Origin of the sequence: Pseudoalteromonas sp. SM9913 (genome assembly GCF_000184065.1) — a bacterium.
In the GTDB taxonomy this organism is placed as follows: domain Bacteria; phylum Pseudomonadota; class Gammaproteobacteria; order Enterobacterales; family Alteromonadaceae; genus Pseudoalteromonas; species Pseudoalteromonas tetraodonis.
In genome coordinates this window covers 1,961,392-1,978,026 of the sequence record NC_014803.1, presented here as the reverse complement: position 1 = coordinate 1,978,026, position 16,635 = coordinate 1,961,392, and the positions used below count along the sequence as shown (strand labels likewise).

Genomic DNA, 16,635 nt, shown 5'->3' with positions numbered 1-16,635 from the left:
TTATCGACCGTTATTTAATTTACAGGTGTTTAAAAAGTGACGATAAACTGGATTGTCTTTCATGTCTTTTTTCATCGCTAAGTACATTGGACGCGTTAAACCAAGCGCGCCCAGTGGAATTGACTTAATTAACCCTTGGCTTTCGTAAGGGGTTACTAACCAATCGGGTAAGGCGGCCACACCCATACCTGCACTGACTAATTGAAATATAAGTAAACCTTGATCAACCGTTTTTAGCGTGCCGTCAAAACGCGCATTTTGGATGAAATGCTTAAATATATCTTGGCGCTCACGCGGAATAGGGTAAGAAATAATAGTTTCGCTTTTCAAATCAAGCGCAGTTACATAGGCTTTTTTCGCTAAGTCGTGATCTGGTGCCACAATCAGTTTCAGCTTAAAGTCAAACAAATGGGCATATTCAAGTTTGTCAGGGTCGCGAATATCTGATGTAAGCACGAGATCTAATTCATCATTTAATAAGTCTGGGATAGCGTCGTAACTAAAGCCACGCTCGTAATCAATTTTTATATCAGGCCAAAAGTTATTAAATTCTTTAATAGTAGGCAATAACCAATGAAAACAGGCATGACATTCAACGCTTAAACGCAGCTGCGAAATAGGCTGGTTTAGACTTTCTTTGAGTCGGCACTTGGTGGCTTCTAATTTAGGTAATATTTCGTGTGCTAATTCAAGTAATAACATACCTTGAGGTGTAAATCGGACTGGTTGAGTTTTACGCTCAAACAACTGGCAGTCTAATTTGTTTTCTAAATCTTTGATTTGATGTGATAAAGCTGACTGAGTTAAAAATAGTTCGCGGGCTGTATTGACGAGAGAACCCGTTTCTTTAAGGGTAGCAATTGTTTTTAAGTGTTTAATGTCAATCATCTTTAATAAATCTCATGGATATGGTGAGTATAGCTCAGATTCATTACATACTACGCCTTTACAAAAACCGTTTCAACGTCTGGATGGCTATAAAATTGCACTTTAGTGTGTTTTTTACTGCGAACATTAAGTTTTTTAACTTTATTGAGTCAAACAGTGTTTGGTTTTTTATTTATTGTTGAATTTGTCTCATGTTTGTTTGAGTTTTTTATTAATGATTATTGTTCTGGTAACAGATAACTTTATTGTCATGTAACTCTCTAAAATAAGTAGGTTATAGCGCGACATTAATATTTAGATGTTTCATAGCGAGGTTAAAATGCGAATTAAAATTTACGGCGAAGGGTTTGGCAGGCAAAAGCTCAGTAAACGCAACTGAGGTGTAAAGGATACACGATTGAAAAAAGCAGCGAATGCAAGGATTGAATGATTAGGGGCTACTCATTGGCATACATTAATACCAATTCGTATACGCCTTTAAATAATGTAATGTATTAAAGCATTCGCTAACGGGGTTAAAGATTTTTATTAAGAACAATGTGGCACAAACTAATTATAAGGTTTTCTACTGGTTAAATAGACCCTTACTTAAGTAAGCAGTTATAAGGCAGGTTGCAAAAAGCTGTAAAGTGACGTTGCATGAGTTAGTGTTGGCAAAATAAGTCATATAGCATTCAATAGAACAGCCAGCTAATGGGCTGGCAAAAGCGTGTAAGAAATTACTGTGATTTTTAAAAGCCAGCAAACCTGGCTTATTAATTAAAGAGGGCTATGTATTAGTAAAATAGCTTCTTTTGCTGTAACAGGTTTAGACTTTAAAAAGCCTTGGCCATAATCACATTGGGTTTTTTGCAAAATAGCGAGTTGTTCAGGGCTTTCTATCCCTTCTGCTATAACAATAAGATCTAATGAAATGGCTAAGGTTAAAATAGCATCAATCAATGGATTGGCCGTGGTTTTTAAATTATCGATAAAGCTTTTATCAATTTTAAGGACATGAATAGGCAGTTGATGCAAGTAACCAAGGGCAGAGTAACCGGTGCCAAAGTCATCTAAACAGAGCAATACTTTTAAAGGCGATAATCCTTGAATAATTTGTGTTGCTAACTCTAAATTTTCAATCAATCCCGATTCGGTTATTTCTAGACATAATGAGCCTAAAGGTAGTTGATGTTTTTTGTAGATTGCATGAAGCTGATCCACAAACTCTAAACTTGCGAAGTGGCGAGATGAAACATTAACCGTAACGCGTAAAAAACGATGCCCTTGTTGTTGCCATAAAGCGATATGCTGTGCTGCAAGGTCGAGCAAATGCAAATCTAAATTGATAATCTGCCCCGTTTTTTCTGCAATAGGGATAAAGTCACCTGGCGATACAAACCCTTTTCGTGGGTGATGCCAACGTACTAAAGCTTCAAACCCCATAACGTCACTGCTAGTAATGTTAAAAATAGGCTGAAAATACAGTTCAAACTCATCATGCTCAATACCGTGTTGTAAATCATTTTCAAGGTCGGCATGTGTTTTTAACTTGTTACGCATGACATTATTAAAAAACTTAACTTGGCCACGCCCTGATGATTTTGCTTCGTACATAGCCGCGTCTGATTGCTGTAATAAAACAAATGCTTCATCGTTTACATTATCGCTAAATGCAACGCCAATACTGGTAGAGGGTTGCAGTAAATGACCATCAATATCAATGGGATCTGACAGGGCGGTTTTTATTCGAGCGAGGGCATCGTTTACTTGGTCACGATGACTGAGATTTTCCATAAAAATAGCAAACTCATCGCCACCTAAGCGAGAAAAGGTATCAGTATTGCGAACGGTTTGAGTAATCAATTTACAAATAGCAATTAAAAAATGGTCACCTACTTCATGGCCTAACGAATCATTAATACTTTTGAAGCGATCAAAATCAAGGTAGAGCAGAGCATGAAAAGTCCCTTTTTTAGCGCGATTCAAGCGTAAAATTGCATGCTTCATTCTTTCTATTAGTAACGAACGATTGGCAAGCCCTGTTAGTTCATCATGCAGTGCTTTGTGCTCGAGTTCTTGGCGAGCTAAATGCCTGTCTATAACCATACTTATTTGTCGGCTCACATACGTCAACAGCGAGCTATCATGTTCGTTGTAGTAATGTTGCTTGTCATAGCTTTGTACGACAATAACGCCACTCATGCGCTCATTAACTTTATATGGCACACCAAGCCAAGAGTCTGCTAGTTCACCGACCAATTTAAAGTGGCCTTGCTCTATATAGTGTCGGTATTGCTCTTTATTAAGCAGTAAAGGGCGCTCGTTAATTAATAAATAGTAAGAGGCTGTTTCTTTTAACTGATCTTTTGAAATAATTTTATGCGTGTTTGTTTGTACACCGCCTTCAACGGTATAGACAAAATCTAGAACATCTTCTTTTTTATCATACAAAGCAATAAAAAAGTTACTTGCATTAAGAAGGCTATCAATAATCACATGCAGCGATTTAAAAAAGGTATCTAAATTTTGTGCTTTATAGGTTAAGTTAGCTATTTGCAGTAGGCTACTTTCTAATTTTTGCGCATTATTAAGTTGCCGAACGGTATCTTGCAAGCTGTTGACGGTATTCACTTGATTTATTTTTGCGCTTAGTAAGTGGGCAACGGTAGTTAAAATTTCTAAATGTGAACTGGTAAAGTAATTTTTTATTGGGTGTTCACAGTCAATTACGCCGAGTACTTTATCTTTATATATTAAAGGCACACACAGCTCTGATTGCGCAGGGCGCTCATCAGCAATGTAGCGGCTGTCTTTAGTTACATCGCCTATTATTAAAGCTTGCCCAGTTGATGCAGCATAGCCCGTTATCCCCTCATTAAAGCGGATTAACTTTCGTTCTGACTGATAACTAGTGTGTTCGCTTTCAATACCCATAGACGCTACTTGATTTAGCGTAGATTGGCTGTCATCGGCTAAATAAATCACGCAGTCGACAAATCCAAGTCGATTAACAACTTGTGTGGTGACATAACTAAAGAGCGCTTCTAACGTATTCAGTTGCAATAAACTTGAGGAGAACTGATTGATTATACTCAATTGATCCGTTTTAGTTTCGAGCGCTTTAGTAGTATCGATAGTGTTCGACATAGGCAACGAAGGTAGGCCTTATAATTATTATTAAAGGTACATACGTTAACCTAATATTAACCTTTCTACAAAATAAAACGATAAATGAGAAGCGTGAAGTGTAAAGTTTACTTTATATATAGTATCTAAGGATTATTTTTTAATAAGGTCTTTACTCGAAAACCCCATATGCCTATGATCAGTTAACTTAAGCATTAGGATTTTACGATGACGAGCAAAATGACAACTCTAACGATTACTAGGCCCGATGATTGGCATGTACATTTACGCGACGGGGATCAGCTAAAAGATACAGTACGTGATATCAGTCGTTATATGGGCCGAGCGATCATTATGCCAAACCTAGTACCGCCAGCCACGTGTACTGAAACCGCATTATCGTACCGAGAGCGCATTATGGCAGCGAAACCTCAAGGGCAGTTTGAGCCACTAATGGTACTTTATCTTACTGATAAAACGACACCAGAAGAGATAAAAAAGGCAAAAGCAACGGGTAAAATATTTGCAGCTAAATTGTACCCAGCGGGTGCAACCACAAATTCAGATTCTGGCGTAACATCGGTTAAAAATATTTATCCGGTGTTAAAAGCAATGCAAGAAGTTGGCATGCTGTTACTCGTCCACGGTGAAGTAACCGACTCGTCTATTGATATATTTGATCGTGAAAAAGTGTTTTTAGAGACTATTTTAGGCGATGTTGTCGCTGACTTCCCTGAGCTTAAAATTGTTCTTGAACACATAACAACGAAAGATGCGGTAGAATTTGTAGAAAGTGCCTCTGATAACGTAGCAGCTACAATTACTGCGCATCATTTACTATACAACCGTAACCATATGTTAGCAGGGGGCATTCGCCCACATTATTATTGCTTACCTATATTAAAGCGAAACATTCATCAGCAAGCACTTATGGCGGCGGCAACGAGTGGCAATAAAAAATTCTTTTTAGGCACTGATTCAGCGCCACATTATAAAGATAAAAAAGAAGCTGCATGCGGTTGTGCAGGTGCATACACTGCACATGCTGCTATTGAACTTTATGCTGAAGCTTTTGAAGAGGCTGGTGCGCTTGACAAGTTAGAGGGCTTTGCAAGCCATTTTGGTCCAGATTTTTATGGCTTAGCGCGTAACACCGACACTATTACCTTAGAAAAATCGCCTTGGACAGTGCCGGCAAGCTACTCGCTAGGTGACTCTGAAGTAGTACCAATCAAAGCTGAGAGCGTTATCGACTGGCAAGTTAAATAGTTAATATTTAAACACTAAACTTTAAACCACCTTAAATTCAAGGTGGTTTTTTTATTTTAAGTGGCTAAAAAATATACTGATAAAAACTATTTTAAAGCAATTGTAATCTGTTTATAAAAAATACAATATTTTGTTTGTTATTTTCTATAAAAATTAAAAGGTTACACCGTAGTTAGTAAAACAATGAAACTTCAAAAATAAATCCTAATTAATAGAGCTAAAAAAATTTTAATGTGTTAATCTTAATTGGCTTTGAGTTTTTGCGTATTGAATTACGGTATTGTGCTGCGTTTAAGGTTACCGGTTTGGTTATTACTTCTTCCTGTACTATCACCTCCAGTTTTTTGGGCATTGACTCAGGGAGGATATTGCCATAATTATATGGCTGAATTTTAATTATTGACTTACAGGAAAATTTAGTATGTCGGTTACTGGTAAAGTAAAATTTTTCAACGAAGCTAAAGGCTTTGGTTTCATTGAACAAGAAAATGGTCCTGACGTGTTTGTACATTTCAGCGCAATCACTGGTTCTGGTTTTCGCACTCTTAGCGAAGGTCAAGCAGTGACTTTCAGCATCAAGCAAGGTCAAAAAGGCCCTGAAGCTGAGAACGTAGAAGTAGCATAATTTATTATGTGAACCTAAGTTCATCGTGGTGAAACACTAACCTGTTTCACCATAATTCTTAAATAATTATCAACTCTATTTTTAATCTCTCTGTATTGCCTTTCATTTCTGATATCCGTTATTCATATTTTTAACCCCGATATACCAAATTAAACGTAAACCTTTATGCACTAGTCCGTTGTTGGCCAATGATCACCTAGCGATTTAAATTTAGTCTACTGCTTGATGTGAGTTTAATTATATTGAGTTCATAAAAGTGCGTAAGATTGATATTTCTCCATGGAAAAATATAAAAAATCGGCAGGATATTAATGATCAGTAGAAACAAAAAACACAGGTGTTAATAAAAATGATTCTTTGTAATCTATTTCCCCTCCTTTGTATTGCTTTTTAGATAATCGGCACGTCCTTATTACTATGCGACGAATGCGCGAATAATAACGATTAGCTGTATTTTTAGCTTAAAAAGTCTCAAAAACCACTAAAAAAGAATATTCGGGACAGAAAATAAGCTTATTTTTAATTTTTTTTCAGCCACGATTAAGTTAATTTTAAATGTTATATTTTTGTTTACTTTAACTAGGTGGTTTATCAGTATTCTTACTATATCTGGCTTTGCTGAAATTGCATTTGTCACGTTAGTTACGATAATGTTAATTTTTTTGTGTGAGCCCTTTAAATATCTTACAAACAAGCTGATTTATTTATAGGTTATGCGAAACATGAAGTTGACATGACTTAATGCATTTAGCATTATTGGTAAGTTGATATCTATTAAAAGATATCAGGGTTGTCTTCCCCTTGCGGGTTGATAATTAAATTATAAAAGTAACATTACTTAATTGGTTGGGAACTATGTCTGTTAAAATCAGAAAGAGTCTTGTAGCAACTGCGTTGGTTGGCGCTTTTGCATTTGCAAGCAGCAATGTGATTGCAGATCCTTTGAATGACGTGCAAAAAGCAGGTCAAACAATTCAAAAGGCTGCGGTTAAGTCTCAAACTAAAATTGACAATGTATATGGTCAAACTCAGGAGCTAATCGCTGAGTACCGTAGCATCGTTGATGAGACTGAACTTATGAAAGTGTACAACGATCACGTAGCACGTTTGGTCGCTGACCAAAATGCGTCTATCGCATCGTTCGATCGTCAAATCGCGACTATCGATAACACTAAACAAAACGTTGTGCCTTTGATGTATCGCATGATCGATACGCTTGAGCAATTCATCAAAGCGGACGTTCCATTTAACCTTGAAACACGTCTTGGACGTGTTGAAAGGTTACGTGAGATCATGGCATCTGCATCTGTAACAACGTCTGAGAAGTTCCGTCAGGTACTTGAAGCGTACACTGTTGAAACAGCATACAGTTCAGCTGTAACTGCTTCTCAAGGTACTTTAGATGTTGATGGTCGTAGCATTAACGTTGATATCGGTCGTTTAGGTCGTATCACTTATGTAGCGCAATCATTCGATCTAAAACACGCTTGGGTGTGGGATAACAACACTAAACAGTGGAAAGAATTAGGTGAAGAATACCTAAAGCCTGTTAAAGAAGTGATCCGTATGGCGCGTAAGCAAGCGACACTAGAACTTGTTAAACTACCAATTTTTGGCGCGGAGTAATCAATAATGAAGAAACTATTTAAAGGTTTTGCTGTTGCAGCAGTACTGTCTGTTTCTGCCGGTACCGCGCTTAATGCACATGCAAATACTGATGCTTTAGATAAAATTCTTGAGCAAGTAAAGCAAGAGCGTATTTCTGAAGGGAAAATCAATAAGCAACGTGAACAAGAGTTCTTATCAGATCGTGCTGATAAGCAAGCGTTACTTAACAAAGCGAAAAGCCAATTAGCTGCTGAAAAAGCACGTGGTGATCGTCTTAGCAAAGAATATGCACAAAACGAAAATACTTTAGCGGAAAAAGAGCAAGCTCTTCAAAACGCGCAAGGTACGTTAGGTGAAATGTTTGGTGTTGTTCGTCGTGCAGCAGCTGACGCGATTGGTTCAATTGAAGCATCTTTAGTAAGTGCTGAAAAACCAGGTCGTGCTGAAGTACTTCGTTCATTAGCTGCGGCTAAAGAACTTCCAACAGTTCGTGAACTAGAAGAACTTTGGATTTCACTTCAAACAGAAATGACTGAGTCAGCTAAAGTTTCAACGTTTGAAACTGAAGTTGCAGGTCTTGACGGTAACCCGTCAATGAAAAAAGTAACACGTATCGGTAACTTCAACTTAGTTACAGACGATGGCTACTTAATCTACTCACCAGAGACTAAGTCTATACAGCCTCTAGGTAAGCAACCTGACAGCTATATCTTAAAAGGTATTTCTGATCTAGAAGGTACTTCAGCTGATAACTACGCTGGCGTATACGTGGATCCTACACGTGGTGCAATCTTACGTATCAACACGCAGAAGAAGTCTCTTATGGAGTACTACGAGCAAGGTGCTGAAGTTGGTTACATCATCACCGTATTGCTTGCTGTAGGTCTTTTAATCTTCTTAGTACGTTTCGTTGATTTAGCGCTTACTACTTCTAAGATCAAAGCTCAGCTTAAGAACTTGTCTACACCGAATACAAACAACCCATTGGGTCGTATTCTTAAAGTGTACTCTGACAACAAAAATCAAGATGTTGAAAACCTTGAGCTTAAACTTGATGAAGCGATTCTACGTGAAACGCCACGCATCGAAGCGGGTATTAACATCATCAAGATCCTTGCTGCTATCGCACCATTACTGGGTCTACTAGGTACGGTAATCGGTATGATCCTAACGTTCCAAACAATCACATTGTTCGGTACGGGCGATCCGAAGATCATGGCTGGTAACATCTCTCTAGCACTTGTAACTACAGCGCTAGGTCTAATTGCAGCACTACCACTTATCCTACTTCATTCAATTGTTGCAGGTCGTAGTAAGTCGGTACTACATATCCTTGATGAGCAAAGCGCGGGTATCATCGCGACTCACGCGGAGAAGGAGAAAGCCTAATGCTAGTCCTGATGGAGATCTGGGAATCTATCAGGGATTTTGTTGGCACAGGCGGCCAGGTTTTATACGTGGTCGCGATAGCACTCTTTCTTATGTGGGTTTTAATGATTGAGCGCTATTGGTTCTTACTTGCTGAGTTTCCTCGTTTAACGAAGGAAATTGTAGCTAAGTGGGATGCCCGCCAAGACACTACGTCTTGGTACGCACACAGAATCCGTGAAGCATGGATTTCTGAAGCGTCTGAAAAATTAGATCAGCGTATGTTGTTGATTAAAACATTAGTAGCTATATGTCCTTTAATAGGCTTACTTGGTACTGTTACGGGTATGATCGCGGTTTTTGAAACCATGGCAACCCAAGGTACAGGTAATGCACGTTTAATGGCATCAGGCATATCAATGGCAACAATCCCAACAATGGCTGGAATGGTTGCGGCACTATCTGGGGTATTCTTTAGCTCACGCCTTGAGGCAAGAGCGAGAATGGTGAAAGCCAAGCTTGTAGATAGTATGCCTCATCACTAGAGAGAGAATTAAATATGGCACGTAAACAACGTTTTCGTGAAGAAGAAGAAGCAGCGGTAGATATGACGCCAATGCTTGACATCGTATTTATCATGCTTATTTTCTTTATCGTAACTACATCGTTCGTTAAAGAGGCTGGTATCGAGGTCAATAAACCAAAAGCTGCCCAAGCTACGAAGCAAAAAAATGCTAACATTTTTATTGCAATTCGCAGTGACGGTGCAATCTGGATTGATAAACAGCAAGTTGATGTTGAACGTGTTTCAGCAAAAATCGAAAGTTTATTAGCAGAACAACCTACTGATGTTGTAATTTTGCAAGCTGATAAAGAAGCAAAACACGGCACAGTGGTTAAAGTGATGGACCAGATTAAAGCGACGGGTGATAACCTGAGAATTTCAATAGCTGGAGATCAGTAATGATTCGTTTTCTGTTTTCACTGATTGCAGGTGGGGCAGTTACTTTCGGCTTGTTCTACTTCATGGCATACCTCATCTCTGGTGGGGCTGACCGTAATACGGAACAAAAAGAGCAGATCATAGTCGAAATTATGACGAATCCGCCTGAATCTAAGGTGCAGGAGAGGAAGCGTGTACCGCCTCCGCCTCCGCCACCGCCAAAGCAGCCGCCTAAACCGCAGCCGCCACAGCCGGAAAATAGCAACCCAAATACTGGTGGCTTGTCATTTAATATGCCAAGTATCGATGTGGGAAGCACGGCCGGTGGACTAAGTGGTCCAGGTGCATTTGGACGAGATGGTGATGCGACACCTATCGTTCGTATTGAACCAAAATATCCAACACAAGCAGCACGTGATGGTAAAGAAGGTTGGGTTCAACTTTCATTCACAATTGATGAGTTAGGTGGCGTGATTGACGTTGATGTTATCGACGCAGAACCAAAACGTATCTTTGACCGTGAAGCTAAACGTGCATTGCGTAAGTGGAAATACCGTCCTAAGATCATTGACGGGAAACCACAAAAGCAAGTTGGTTTACAAGTTCAACTAGACTTTAAACTTAACCAAGGCAACTAAGGAGGCGAGTAATGAGAAATTTTTCCAAAGTAACTGCACTTGCAATTCTTATGTCTGTGTCAGGTGCATCATTAACTGCACCTGTTTTAGCGGCGCCAGATTACGCAAAGATTGAAGAGCGTAAGAAAGCAAAAACTAAAATCATGGGCGAACGTACTGGTAAAAAAGTAATTAAAGCGTTTGATTTGTATAACGAAGATGATGTTGATGGTGCAATAGCGTTATTGAAAGAGTTAGAACCGTCTAATGACTTTGATAAAGCAACTGTTAATCGTTACTTAGGCAGCATGTACGCTCAAAAAGAGCAATACAAAGTTGCAATTAAGTATATGAAAGCAGCGATTGCACCTGATGTATTGAACTTTGCTGATCAGGCTCAAGGTTTAAAAACCTTGGGTGATATGTACGCGGGTACTGAACAATACAGTGCTGCCAAGCAAGCATATTCTGATTGGATGGACTTCACAGGTGAAGAGGACCCGAAAGTTTACACTCGTATTGCGCAAGCAAGCTATGAGCTTAAACAATTTGATCAGGTTCTTGAGCCGGCAAACAAAGCAATTAAGTTAGCTGAAGAGCCAAATAAAGCTCCTTATCAACTTAAATTAGCTGCCTATTTTGAGAAAAAGCAATATCAAGATATGGTTAAAGTTGCAGAAGAAATCGTTCGTGTATGGCCTGAAGACAAAAAATCTTGGGTAGGTTTAGGTAAGTATTATTTACAAACCGAAGACTACCAAAAAGGTCTAGCAACTATGGAAGTTGCATACAAGAATGGTTACTTCGAAAACGAAGTTGAATACAAAGTACTGGCTAACTTTTATTCTTTAAACGAAATTCCTTACAAAGCAGCAGTAACGCTTGAAAAGGCTGTTAAAGAAGAGAAAGTAAAACGCACTAAGCAAAATATTAGCGCGATTGCTAGTAACTACCATCGTTCGAAAGATATAGAGAAAGCTGCTAAGTATTACGAAGAAGCTGCTAAATTTGATGACGACGCTGAGCTCTACCGCAAAGCAGGTTCATTACTTTTACAATCTGAAAAATTCAGCGCTGCTGTTGTTCGTTTGAACAAAGCATTAGAGCTTGGCTCTGATAAAAAAGGCACTATTTATTCAGATTTAGCTGAAGCGTTTTACTACCAAGGTAAGTATAAGCAAGCTTATGCTGCTATTACTAAAGCCATGGACGACCCAAGCACACGTAGGTTTGCTAAAGGTTGGGCTACATATATTAAAGATAAAGCCGCTCGCAACGGTGTTAAAATTTAGTATTTAATGTACTCTAGTATTTTTAAAAAGCCCCATTGGGGCTTTTTTTATTGGAATTGACATGAAAAAAACGCCTATTATTTCACTGCTATTTTGTTTGCTGTTAACGTCTTGCTCTAAGCCTACAGATATATTTTCATCTTATGAAGAAGCGCAAAGCGCGTTAATATCACTTAATACTGCTTTAAGTGCGCAACCGAATTCACAGGTTACACAGCTCAGTAATGAGCAGCTCCCTTTTACAGATGCTTATTTAGAGCGTCGCCACGCTATTTATCAGCAGCTAATGCAAATGCAGTTATCAGCAGAGCAAACCAATCAGGTTAATTATTTAGTTATTGCTGAGCGATTCCCAGAGCGCTATTTTGCATGGCCTGCACAAACAAATGTTTTGGCTAATATGCTCACTATGGCGAAAAATGATGCCCAGTATAAAAATATTGAGCAATGGTTAAGGTTTGTAAAATCTCAGCTAGAAGCTGCCGAGCAAAGTAATTTAAAGCTAAATAAAGTTGAACATAGTTATTTAAAAAAGTACGTGCAACAAGCCATAAATCGCACTAACACACCGGTTGAACTTAATGCAGCGTTGAGTGAGTTAAACAATTATTTGGCGGACTATAAGCCAAGAGGCAGCATTGGTTTATCAGGCCTTGCTAATGGCAGTCAGTGGTATCAAAGTAAATTAAATTATTTTGCAAATGCTGTGCTCTCACCGCTTGAGTGGCTAAGTCGTATTGATAGCAAATTCAAATCAATGCAGAGTCAAAAACAGCAAACAACGGTAGAAGCCTCAAATGCCTCACAGCTTACCACATTACTTTTAACTGATTCGAAAATAGCGGGTTTAGACTGGTTAACGGGTTATACGCTATTACCTCTGAGGGCTAACGCTTCACAATTAGAACCAGCCGATGAATTGCTCTATATGGCTATGATGGAAACTGATCTAGGGGTGCATTATCACGCTTGGACATTGTCACAAGCACGCTTAAATTTACTTAAACGATTAAACATAAGTGAAGAGGAAGCGACTTTATTAGTTGAAGATATTCTTTTTTATCCAGGGCAAGCGTTTAGTTTTGCTCCACAACTACTTAATTAAACTTTAGTGCGCTATTAACTAGCGCACTGATCACATCGCTGCGCTGCAGGGTCTTGCTCCAAGCGCTGCGCTGATATTTTTTCCTCACAGTCACAACAGTAACCATACTGGCCAATGTCAATTTGGCTTATTGCCGCTTCAAGCTTATTCATACGCTCAATCAAGGGATTATACTCGGTGCCTAATTGCTGAGCTGCTATATCAAGCCACTCTTCATTTGAGGTACGGGTTAGTATACAAAGCAAATTTTGATGTGTAGGGTGTGTAGATTGTGATAGCAAGCCTAATATAGTCGCTTTAACACTTTCAATTTCATCGTTTAGTCGTTGCTGATGATGCATTAGCAGTATAACCCTTAAATTAGTCCTCAGTGATACTGCTATTATCTAGTTAGATTATCTTAGATGTTATGATTTGTATCAAATTGTGGCGCTTTCGCATACTTCTTTAACACTTCGGCTACTTCATCCTTGGCTTTTAAACGACGAATTTCATCAAATAATAGTCCTGCTTGTGGATATTGGCGTTTTAAATAACCAAGCCATTGTTTTGTGCGTGAGGCAAAGTATTTAGTATCTTTGCTTGCTGTTTGGTGCATAGATGAATGAATAATATGGTGTAAAATATTTTCCCATGTCAGTTCACTGTAGCTTTCTTTATTAACCTGCGCTTTAATTTTTCTTGCTAGATCAGGATGTGAAAGCGCGCCACGACCAATCATTAAGTCAGTGCAACCGCTGCGCTTTTGGCATAAAAGGGCATCTTCTACCTGCCAAATCTCCCCATTGGCGACCACTGCAATTTTTTTATCTTTGACCAAAGGAGGGATTTTTTCCCAATAGGCGGGTGGATTGTAGCCATCGCGTTTAGTACGTGCATGTATAGCAATGCTGTTAGCACCAGCGCTAACAACGGCATCGACAATTTCTTGGCTATTACTATCATCATCAAAACCTAAGCGAATTTTAGCACTTACTTCATGCTCATCATCAACGGCATCCCTTACCGTTTTTATAATCGAGTACATATGATCTGGATCTTTGAGTAATACAGCACCGCCTTTGCTTTTATTGACAGTTTTTGCTGGGCAACCAAAGTTTAAATCAACACCATGAGAGCCTAAGCCAATTGCTTTTACAGCATTTTCTGCTAACACGTCGGCTACTTGGCCTAATAACTGAATGCGAACTGGCGTGCCACTACGAGTGAGCCCCGCATTTTTAAGTTCAGGGCAATAACGGTGAAATACTTTATCTGGAAGGCAAGTATCTACAACACGGATAAATTCGGTCACACAAAGATCGAAGCCACCTATGTCGGTGAGTAGTTGGCGCATTTTAAAGTCAACGACACCTTCCATCGGTGCTAAAACAAGTTTCATAGTGTGATTAATTTATTACTGAAAAAGAGCGCCAGTTTACCTGTAAATCATAAATTGATAAAACGCTTATTAGGGTTTATAGTTAGTTTACTAAGTTATTTTTGAAAAAATAGATAATGTGAAAGTTTTTAGTTTTATGCAGGTCTACTTGTATAATGATGTTCAACAAGTTTAGAAGGTAATAAAAAATGAATACAATAAAGAAAAATTCAATTGCATTAACACTCGGCGCAGTGGTTGTTGGCAGTGCAAGTATGGCCAGTGCAGATGTACAAGCTAACCCATTTGAATTTCAGCAAATGGTTGCTGGTTACCAGTTAGACGCAGGTGAAGGCAAGTGCGGCGAAGGTAAATGCGGTGAAGCTAAAACCAAAAAAGAAGGCAAGTGTGGCGAAGGTAAATGCGGTGAAGCTAAAACCAAAAAAGAAGGTAAATGTGGCGAAGGTAAATGCGGTGGTCACTAAACTTTTCTTTTAAATACGTTAAGCTATGGGGCCTATTAGGCCCTTTTTATTTAATATGAGGTTTTATTATGGCTCACATTCAAACGCCTAACTTTGGCATGGTCGGTTTAGGTTTGCGAAGAGAAATGCTAGATGAGCTAGACGGTGCTGTACCAAAACAAATTGAGTTTATGGAAGTGGCCCCAGAAAACTGGTTAAAGTTAGGTGGACGCTTTGAAAAGCAGTTCAAACAGTTAACCAATACTAATTATTTTGTTTGCCATGGTTTGTCACTTTCCATTGGCTCGCCTGAGCCACTAGACCTTGAATTTGTAAAGTCGTTAAAACCGTTTTTTGATACTCATAATATTAAAGTATACAGCGAGCATTTAAGTTATTGTTCAGGAAAAGGACACATGTATGACTTAATGCCGATCCCTTTCACTGAGGAGGCGGTTAACCATGTTGTTTCTCGGGTTAAACAGGTACAAGATATTTTAGAACGCCCACTTGCGCTGGAAAATGTGTCTTATTATGGCGCGCCTGGACAACAGTTAACTGAGCTTGAATTTACAAACGCTATTTTAGAACAGGCTGATTGCCAGTTACTACTAGATGTAAATAATATTTATGTTAATTCAGTTAATCATGGCTACGATGCACATGCCTTTTTAGCTGCATTGCCAACTAACCGAATTGCTTATGCCCATGTTGCAGGGCATTACAACGAAGCCGAGGACTTGATTATAGATACTCATGGCACCGATGTTATTGATCCCGTATGGCAGTTGCTTGATAGCGCTTATGAAACACATGGTGTATTTCCGACGCTGTTAGAGCGGGACTTTAATATTCCACCTATTAACGTGTTAACCAAAGAGCTGGATATAATTCATCAATTACAAGCAAAGCACCTGCAGCGGTTATCCACTGAGCAAAGTGCTTAAACAGTCCTATGCAGCTAGTAATAACAACAGCATGGTTTTAAAAGAGTATTAACTATGAGTTTTATCGATATTCAAAATGAGTTTATGGCTCATATTCGCCAGCCCAACACGAACCCTTGCCCAGCAGATGTTGAAGACAGACGTATGGCTATTTATCGGGAGCTTTTTTTTAATAATATTAATGGGTTTGTTTCATCAGCATTTCCAGTTTTAAAAACACTCTATAGTGAGCAACAGTGGCTATTACTGGTTCGTCAATTTTTTAGTGAACATGATTGCCAGTCTCCTTACTTTTTAGATATTGCTGAAGAGTTTATAACGTATTTAATGACAAGTTATGTGCCCAAAGAGTGCGACCCTGTGTTTATGCTAGCGCTGGCGCATTATGAATGGATTGAGCTTGATGTATCGGTAACTCAGGCTGACTTGGATGAGAGCGAACTGGAAACGAATCAATTAACCCAAAGCCCTTTATATTTATCTAAAACGGCACGTAACTTAAGCTATGAATTCCCCGTACAACATATTAGCGAAGCGTTTCAACCGCAACAGCCCTCTGAGCAGCCACATTATTTTGTGGTGTACAGAGATAAAGACGATGAAGTACAATTTTTAGCAACTAATGCGATGACCGCCATGCTGTTGTCTATTATTGACAATAACGCAGGAAGCACATTTGCGCATGTTTGCCAGCAAGTCAGTGAAAATGCACCTCAATTTAGCCTTGAGCAAATAACTCAAGGCGCATTAAGTACCCTAACGGCTATGGCACAGCGTCAAATTATAGTGACAAAAAATTAAGATTAAGCTCTTTATAGATTATTTCACATCGTCTATTATAACGCCTTTATTTGTTGTGCTTAATAAAAGGTTGTACCGATGTCAGATGATAAAGAGTTTAAAGACCCGTTTAATGCGACTTACTTTTTTGCATTTTTAGCCGTGTTTGCTGGAATAGGGTGTTTAAATGCTATTTTAGGTTGGATCACCAGCTTGACGTAATTTTTGCTTTATTTCATAAGGCTGTTGTTTTCATCAGCC

16 protein-coding genes and 1 pseudogene are annotated in these 16,635 nt (G+C 38.8%); 13 read left to right on the top strand and 4 right to left on the bottom strand.

All coding sequences use genetic code 11. From position 1 onward, the window contains the following. Together PSM_RS08995 and PSM_RS08990 are read right to left on the bottom strand one after the other, a co-directional pair. Entirely contained in the window at positions 1 to 888 is an 888-nt protein-coding gene (locus PSM_RS08995; RefSeq protein ID WP_008114241.1) for a LysR family transcriptional regulator, read from the bottom strand. A gap of 759 nt (positions 889 to 1,647) precedes the next feature. Next, positions 1,648 to 4,017 (bottom strand): bifunctional diguanylate cyclase/phosphodiesterase, encoded by a 2,370-nt coding sequence (locus PSM_RS08990; RefSeq protein ID WP_016900410.1) that lies wholly within the window; start codon positions 4,015 to 4,017, stop codon positions 1,648 to 1,650. A 207-nt stretch (positions 4,018 to 4,224) separates the two neighbouring features. Here PSM_RS08990 and pyrC point away from each other — a divergent pair, with 207 nt between their 5' ends. The 9 genes from pyrC to PSM_RS08945 all read left to right on the top strand — a co-directional run bounded on the left by pyrC (position 4,225) and on the right by PSM_RS08945 (position 12,823). Further along, positions 4,225 to 5,265 carry a dihydroorotase gene (pyrC, locus tag PSM_RS08985; RefSeq protein ID WP_013465206.1) on the top strand — a complete coding sequence of 347 codons (1,041 nt, stop codon included), beginning with the start codon at positions 4,225 to 4,227 and terminating at the stop codon, positions 5,263 to 5,265. Positions 5,266 to 5,686: 421 nt separating this feature from the next. Next, the gene (locus tag PSM_RS08980) at positions 5,687 to 5,890 is read left to right on the top strand and encodes a cold-shock protein (protein WP_004588138.1); all 204 of its coding nucleotides are present in this window, start codon (positions 5,687 to 5,689) and stop codon (positions 5,888 to 5,890) included. 855 nt (positions 5,891 to 6,745) lie between these two features. Continuing rightward, a complete protein-coding gene (locus PSM_RS08975) occupies positions 6,746 to 7,516 on the top strand; it encodes a DUF3450 domain-containing protein (protein WP_013465204.1) in 771 nt (256 codons plus the stop codon). Positions 7,517 to 7,522: 6 nt separating this feature from the next. Next, positions 7,523 to 8,887: a MotA/TolQ/ExbB proton channel family protein gene (locus PSM_RS08970; RefSeq protein WP_013465203.1), complete on the top strand. Its 1,365-nt coding sequence runs from the start codon at positions 7,523 to 7,525 to the stop codon at positions 8,885 to 8,887. Then, positions 8,887 to 9,411: a MotA/TolQ/ExbB proton channel family protein gene (locus tag PSM_RS08965; RefSeq protein WP_008109346.1), complete on the top strand. Its 525-nt coding sequence runs from the start codon at positions 8,887 to 8,889 to the stop codon at positions 9,409 to 9,411. Before PSM_RS08970 ends, PSM_RS08965 begins: the two co-directional genes overlap by 1 nt. A gap of 14 nt (positions 9,412 to 9,425) precedes the next feature. Then, positions 9,426 to 9,830 carry an ExbD/TolR family protein gene (locus tag PSM_RS08960; RefSeq protein ID WP_006792384.1) on the top strand — a complete coding sequence of 135 codons (405 nt, stop codon included), beginning with the start codon at positions 9,426 to 9,428 and terminating at the stop codon, positions 9,828 to 9,830. Continuing rightward, on the top strand, positions 9,830 to 10,447 hold the full coding sequence (locus PSM_RS08955) for an energy transducer TonB (protein ID WP_013465201.1): 618 nt from the start codon (positions 9,830 to 9,832) through the stop codon (positions 10,445 to 10,447). Before PSM_RS08960 ends, PSM_RS08955 begins: the two co-directional genes overlap by 1 nt. A gap of 11 nt (positions 10,448 to 10,458) precedes the next feature. Next, positions 10,459 to 11,718: a tetratricopeptide repeat protein gene (locus PSM_RS08950; protein WP_013465200.1), complete on the top strand. Its 1,260-nt coding sequence runs from the start codon at positions 10,459 to 10,461 to the stop codon at positions 11,716 to 11,718. A 61-nt stretch (positions 11,719 to 11,779) separates the two neighbouring features. Continuing rightward, a complete protein-coding gene (locus PSM_RS08945; RefSeq protein WP_013465199.1) occupies positions 11,780 to 12,823 on the top strand; it encodes a hypothetical protein in 1,044 nt (347 codons plus the stop codon). Positions 12,824 to 12,837: 14 nt separating this feature from the next. Here PSM_RS08945 and PSM_RS08940 read toward each other — a convergent pair whose 3' ends face one another. Together PSM_RS08940 and PSM_RS08935 are read right to left on the bottom strand one after the other, a co-directional pair. Then, complete coding sequence (locus PSM_RS08940; protein ID WP_013465198.1) at positions 12,838 to 13,164, bottom strand: TraR/DksA family transcriptional regulator; 327 nt, start codon at positions 13,162 to 13,164, stop codon at positions 12,838 to 12,840. 59 nt (positions 13,165 to 13,223) lie between these two features. Beyond that, positions 13,224 to 14,204 (bottom strand): tRNA-dihydrouridine synthase, encoded by a 981-nt coding sequence (locus PSM_RS08935; protein WP_008466224.1) that lies wholly within the window; start codon positions 14,202 to 14,204, stop codon positions 13,224 to 13,226. A 188-nt stretch (positions 14,205 to 14,392) separates the two neighbouring features. On the opposite strand from PSM_RS08935, the pseudogene PSM_RS08930 reads away from it, so the two are divergent. From PSM_RS08930 to PSM_RS18825, 4 genes and pseudogenes are all read left to right on the top strand, one after another. Then, positions 14,393 to 14,662: pseudogene (locus tag PSM_RS08930) on the top strand (HvfA family oxazolone/thioamide-modified RiPP metallophore); the annotation flags it as partial. A gap of 74 nt (positions 14,663 to 14,736) precedes the next feature. Beyond that, on the top strand, positions 14,737 to 15,594 hold the full coding sequence (locus PSM_RS08925; RefSeq protein ID WP_013465196.1) for an HvfB family MNIO-type RiPP peptide maturase: 858 nt from the start codon (positions 14,737 to 14,739) through the stop codon (positions 15,592 to 15,594). Positions 15,595 to 15,648: 54 nt separating this feature from the next. After that, on the top strand, positions 15,649 to 16,395 hold the full coding sequence (locus tag PSM_RS08920) for an HvfC family RiPP maturation protein (RefSeq protein WP_013465195.1): 747 nt from the start codon (positions 15,649 to 15,651) through the stop codon (positions 16,393 to 16,395). Between the two features lie 78 nt (positions 16,396 to 16,473). After that, positions 16,474 to 16,596, top strand: a complete 123-nt coding sequence (locus tag PSM_RS18825) for a hypothetical protein (protein ID WP_013465194.1) — start codon at positions 16,474 to 16,476, stop codon at positions 16,594 to 16,596. Positions 16,597 to 16,635 lie beyond the last annotated feature (39 nt).

Bases quoted from the DNA above. Each gene is read 5' to 3' on its own strand.
- PSM_RS18825 (WP_013465194.1), top strand. From the start codon at position 16,474: ATGTCAGATGATAAAGAGTTTAAAGACCCGTTTAATGCGACTTACTTT.
- PSM_RS08965 (WP_008109346.1), top strand. From the start codon at position 8,887: ATGCTAGTCCTGATGGAGATCTGGGAATCTATCAGGGATTTTGTTGGC.
- PSM_RS08945 (WP_013465199.1), top strand. From the start codon at position 11,780: ATGAAAAAAACGCCTATTATTTCACTGCTATTTTGTTTGCTGTTAACG.
- PSM_RS08920 (WP_013465195.1), top strand. From the start codon at position 15,649: ATGAGTTTTATCGATATTCAAAATGAGTTTATGGCTCATATTCGCCAG.
- PSM_RS08950 (WP_013465200.1), top strand. From the start codon at position 10,459: ATGAGAAATTTTTCCAAAGTAACTGCACTTGCAATTCTTATGTCTGTG.
- PSM_RS08980 (WP_004588138.1), top strand. From the start codon at position 5,687: ATGTCGGTTACTGGTAAAGTAAAATTTTTCAACGAAGCTAAAGGCTTT.
- PSM_RS08995 (WP_008114241.1), bottom strand. From the start codon at position 888: ATGATTGACATTAAACACTTAAAAACAATTGCTACCCTTAAAGAAACG.
- pyrC (WP_013465206.1), top strand. From the start codon at position 4,225: ATGACGAGCAAAATGACAACTCTAACGATTACTAGGCCCGATGATTGG.
- PSM_RS08990 (WP_016900410.1), bottom strand. From the start codon at position 4,017: ATGTCGAACACTATCGATACTACTAAAGCGCTCGAAACTAAAACGGAT.
- PSM_RS08970 (WP_013465203.1), top strand. From the start codon at position 7,523: ATGAAGAAACTATTTAAAGGTTTTGCTGTTGCAGCAGTACTGTCTGTT.
- PSM_RS08955 (WP_013465201.1), top strand. From the start codon at position 9,830: ATGATTCGTTTTCTGTTTTCACTGATTGCAGGTGGGGCAGTTACTTTC.
- PSM_RS08960 (WP_006792384.1), top strand. From the start codon at position 9,426: ATGGCACGTAAACAACGTTTTCGTGAAGAAGAAGAAGCAGCGGTAGAT.
- PSM_RS08975 (WP_013465204.1), top strand. From the start codon at position 6,746: ATGTCTGTTAAAATCAGAAAGAGTCTTGTAGCAACTGCGTTGGTTGGC.
- PSM_RS08940 (WP_013465198.1), bottom strand. From the start codon at position 13,164: ATGCATCATCAGCAACGACTAAACGATGAAATTGAAAGTGTTAAAGCG.
- PSM_RS08925 (WP_013465196.1), top strand. From the start codon at position 14,737: ATGGCTCACATTCAAACGCCTAACTTTGGCATGGTCGGTTTAGGTTTG.
- PSM_RS08935 (WP_008466224.1), bottom strand. From the start codon at position 14,204: ATGAAACTTGTTTTAGCACCGATGGAAGGTGTCGTTGACTTTAAAATG.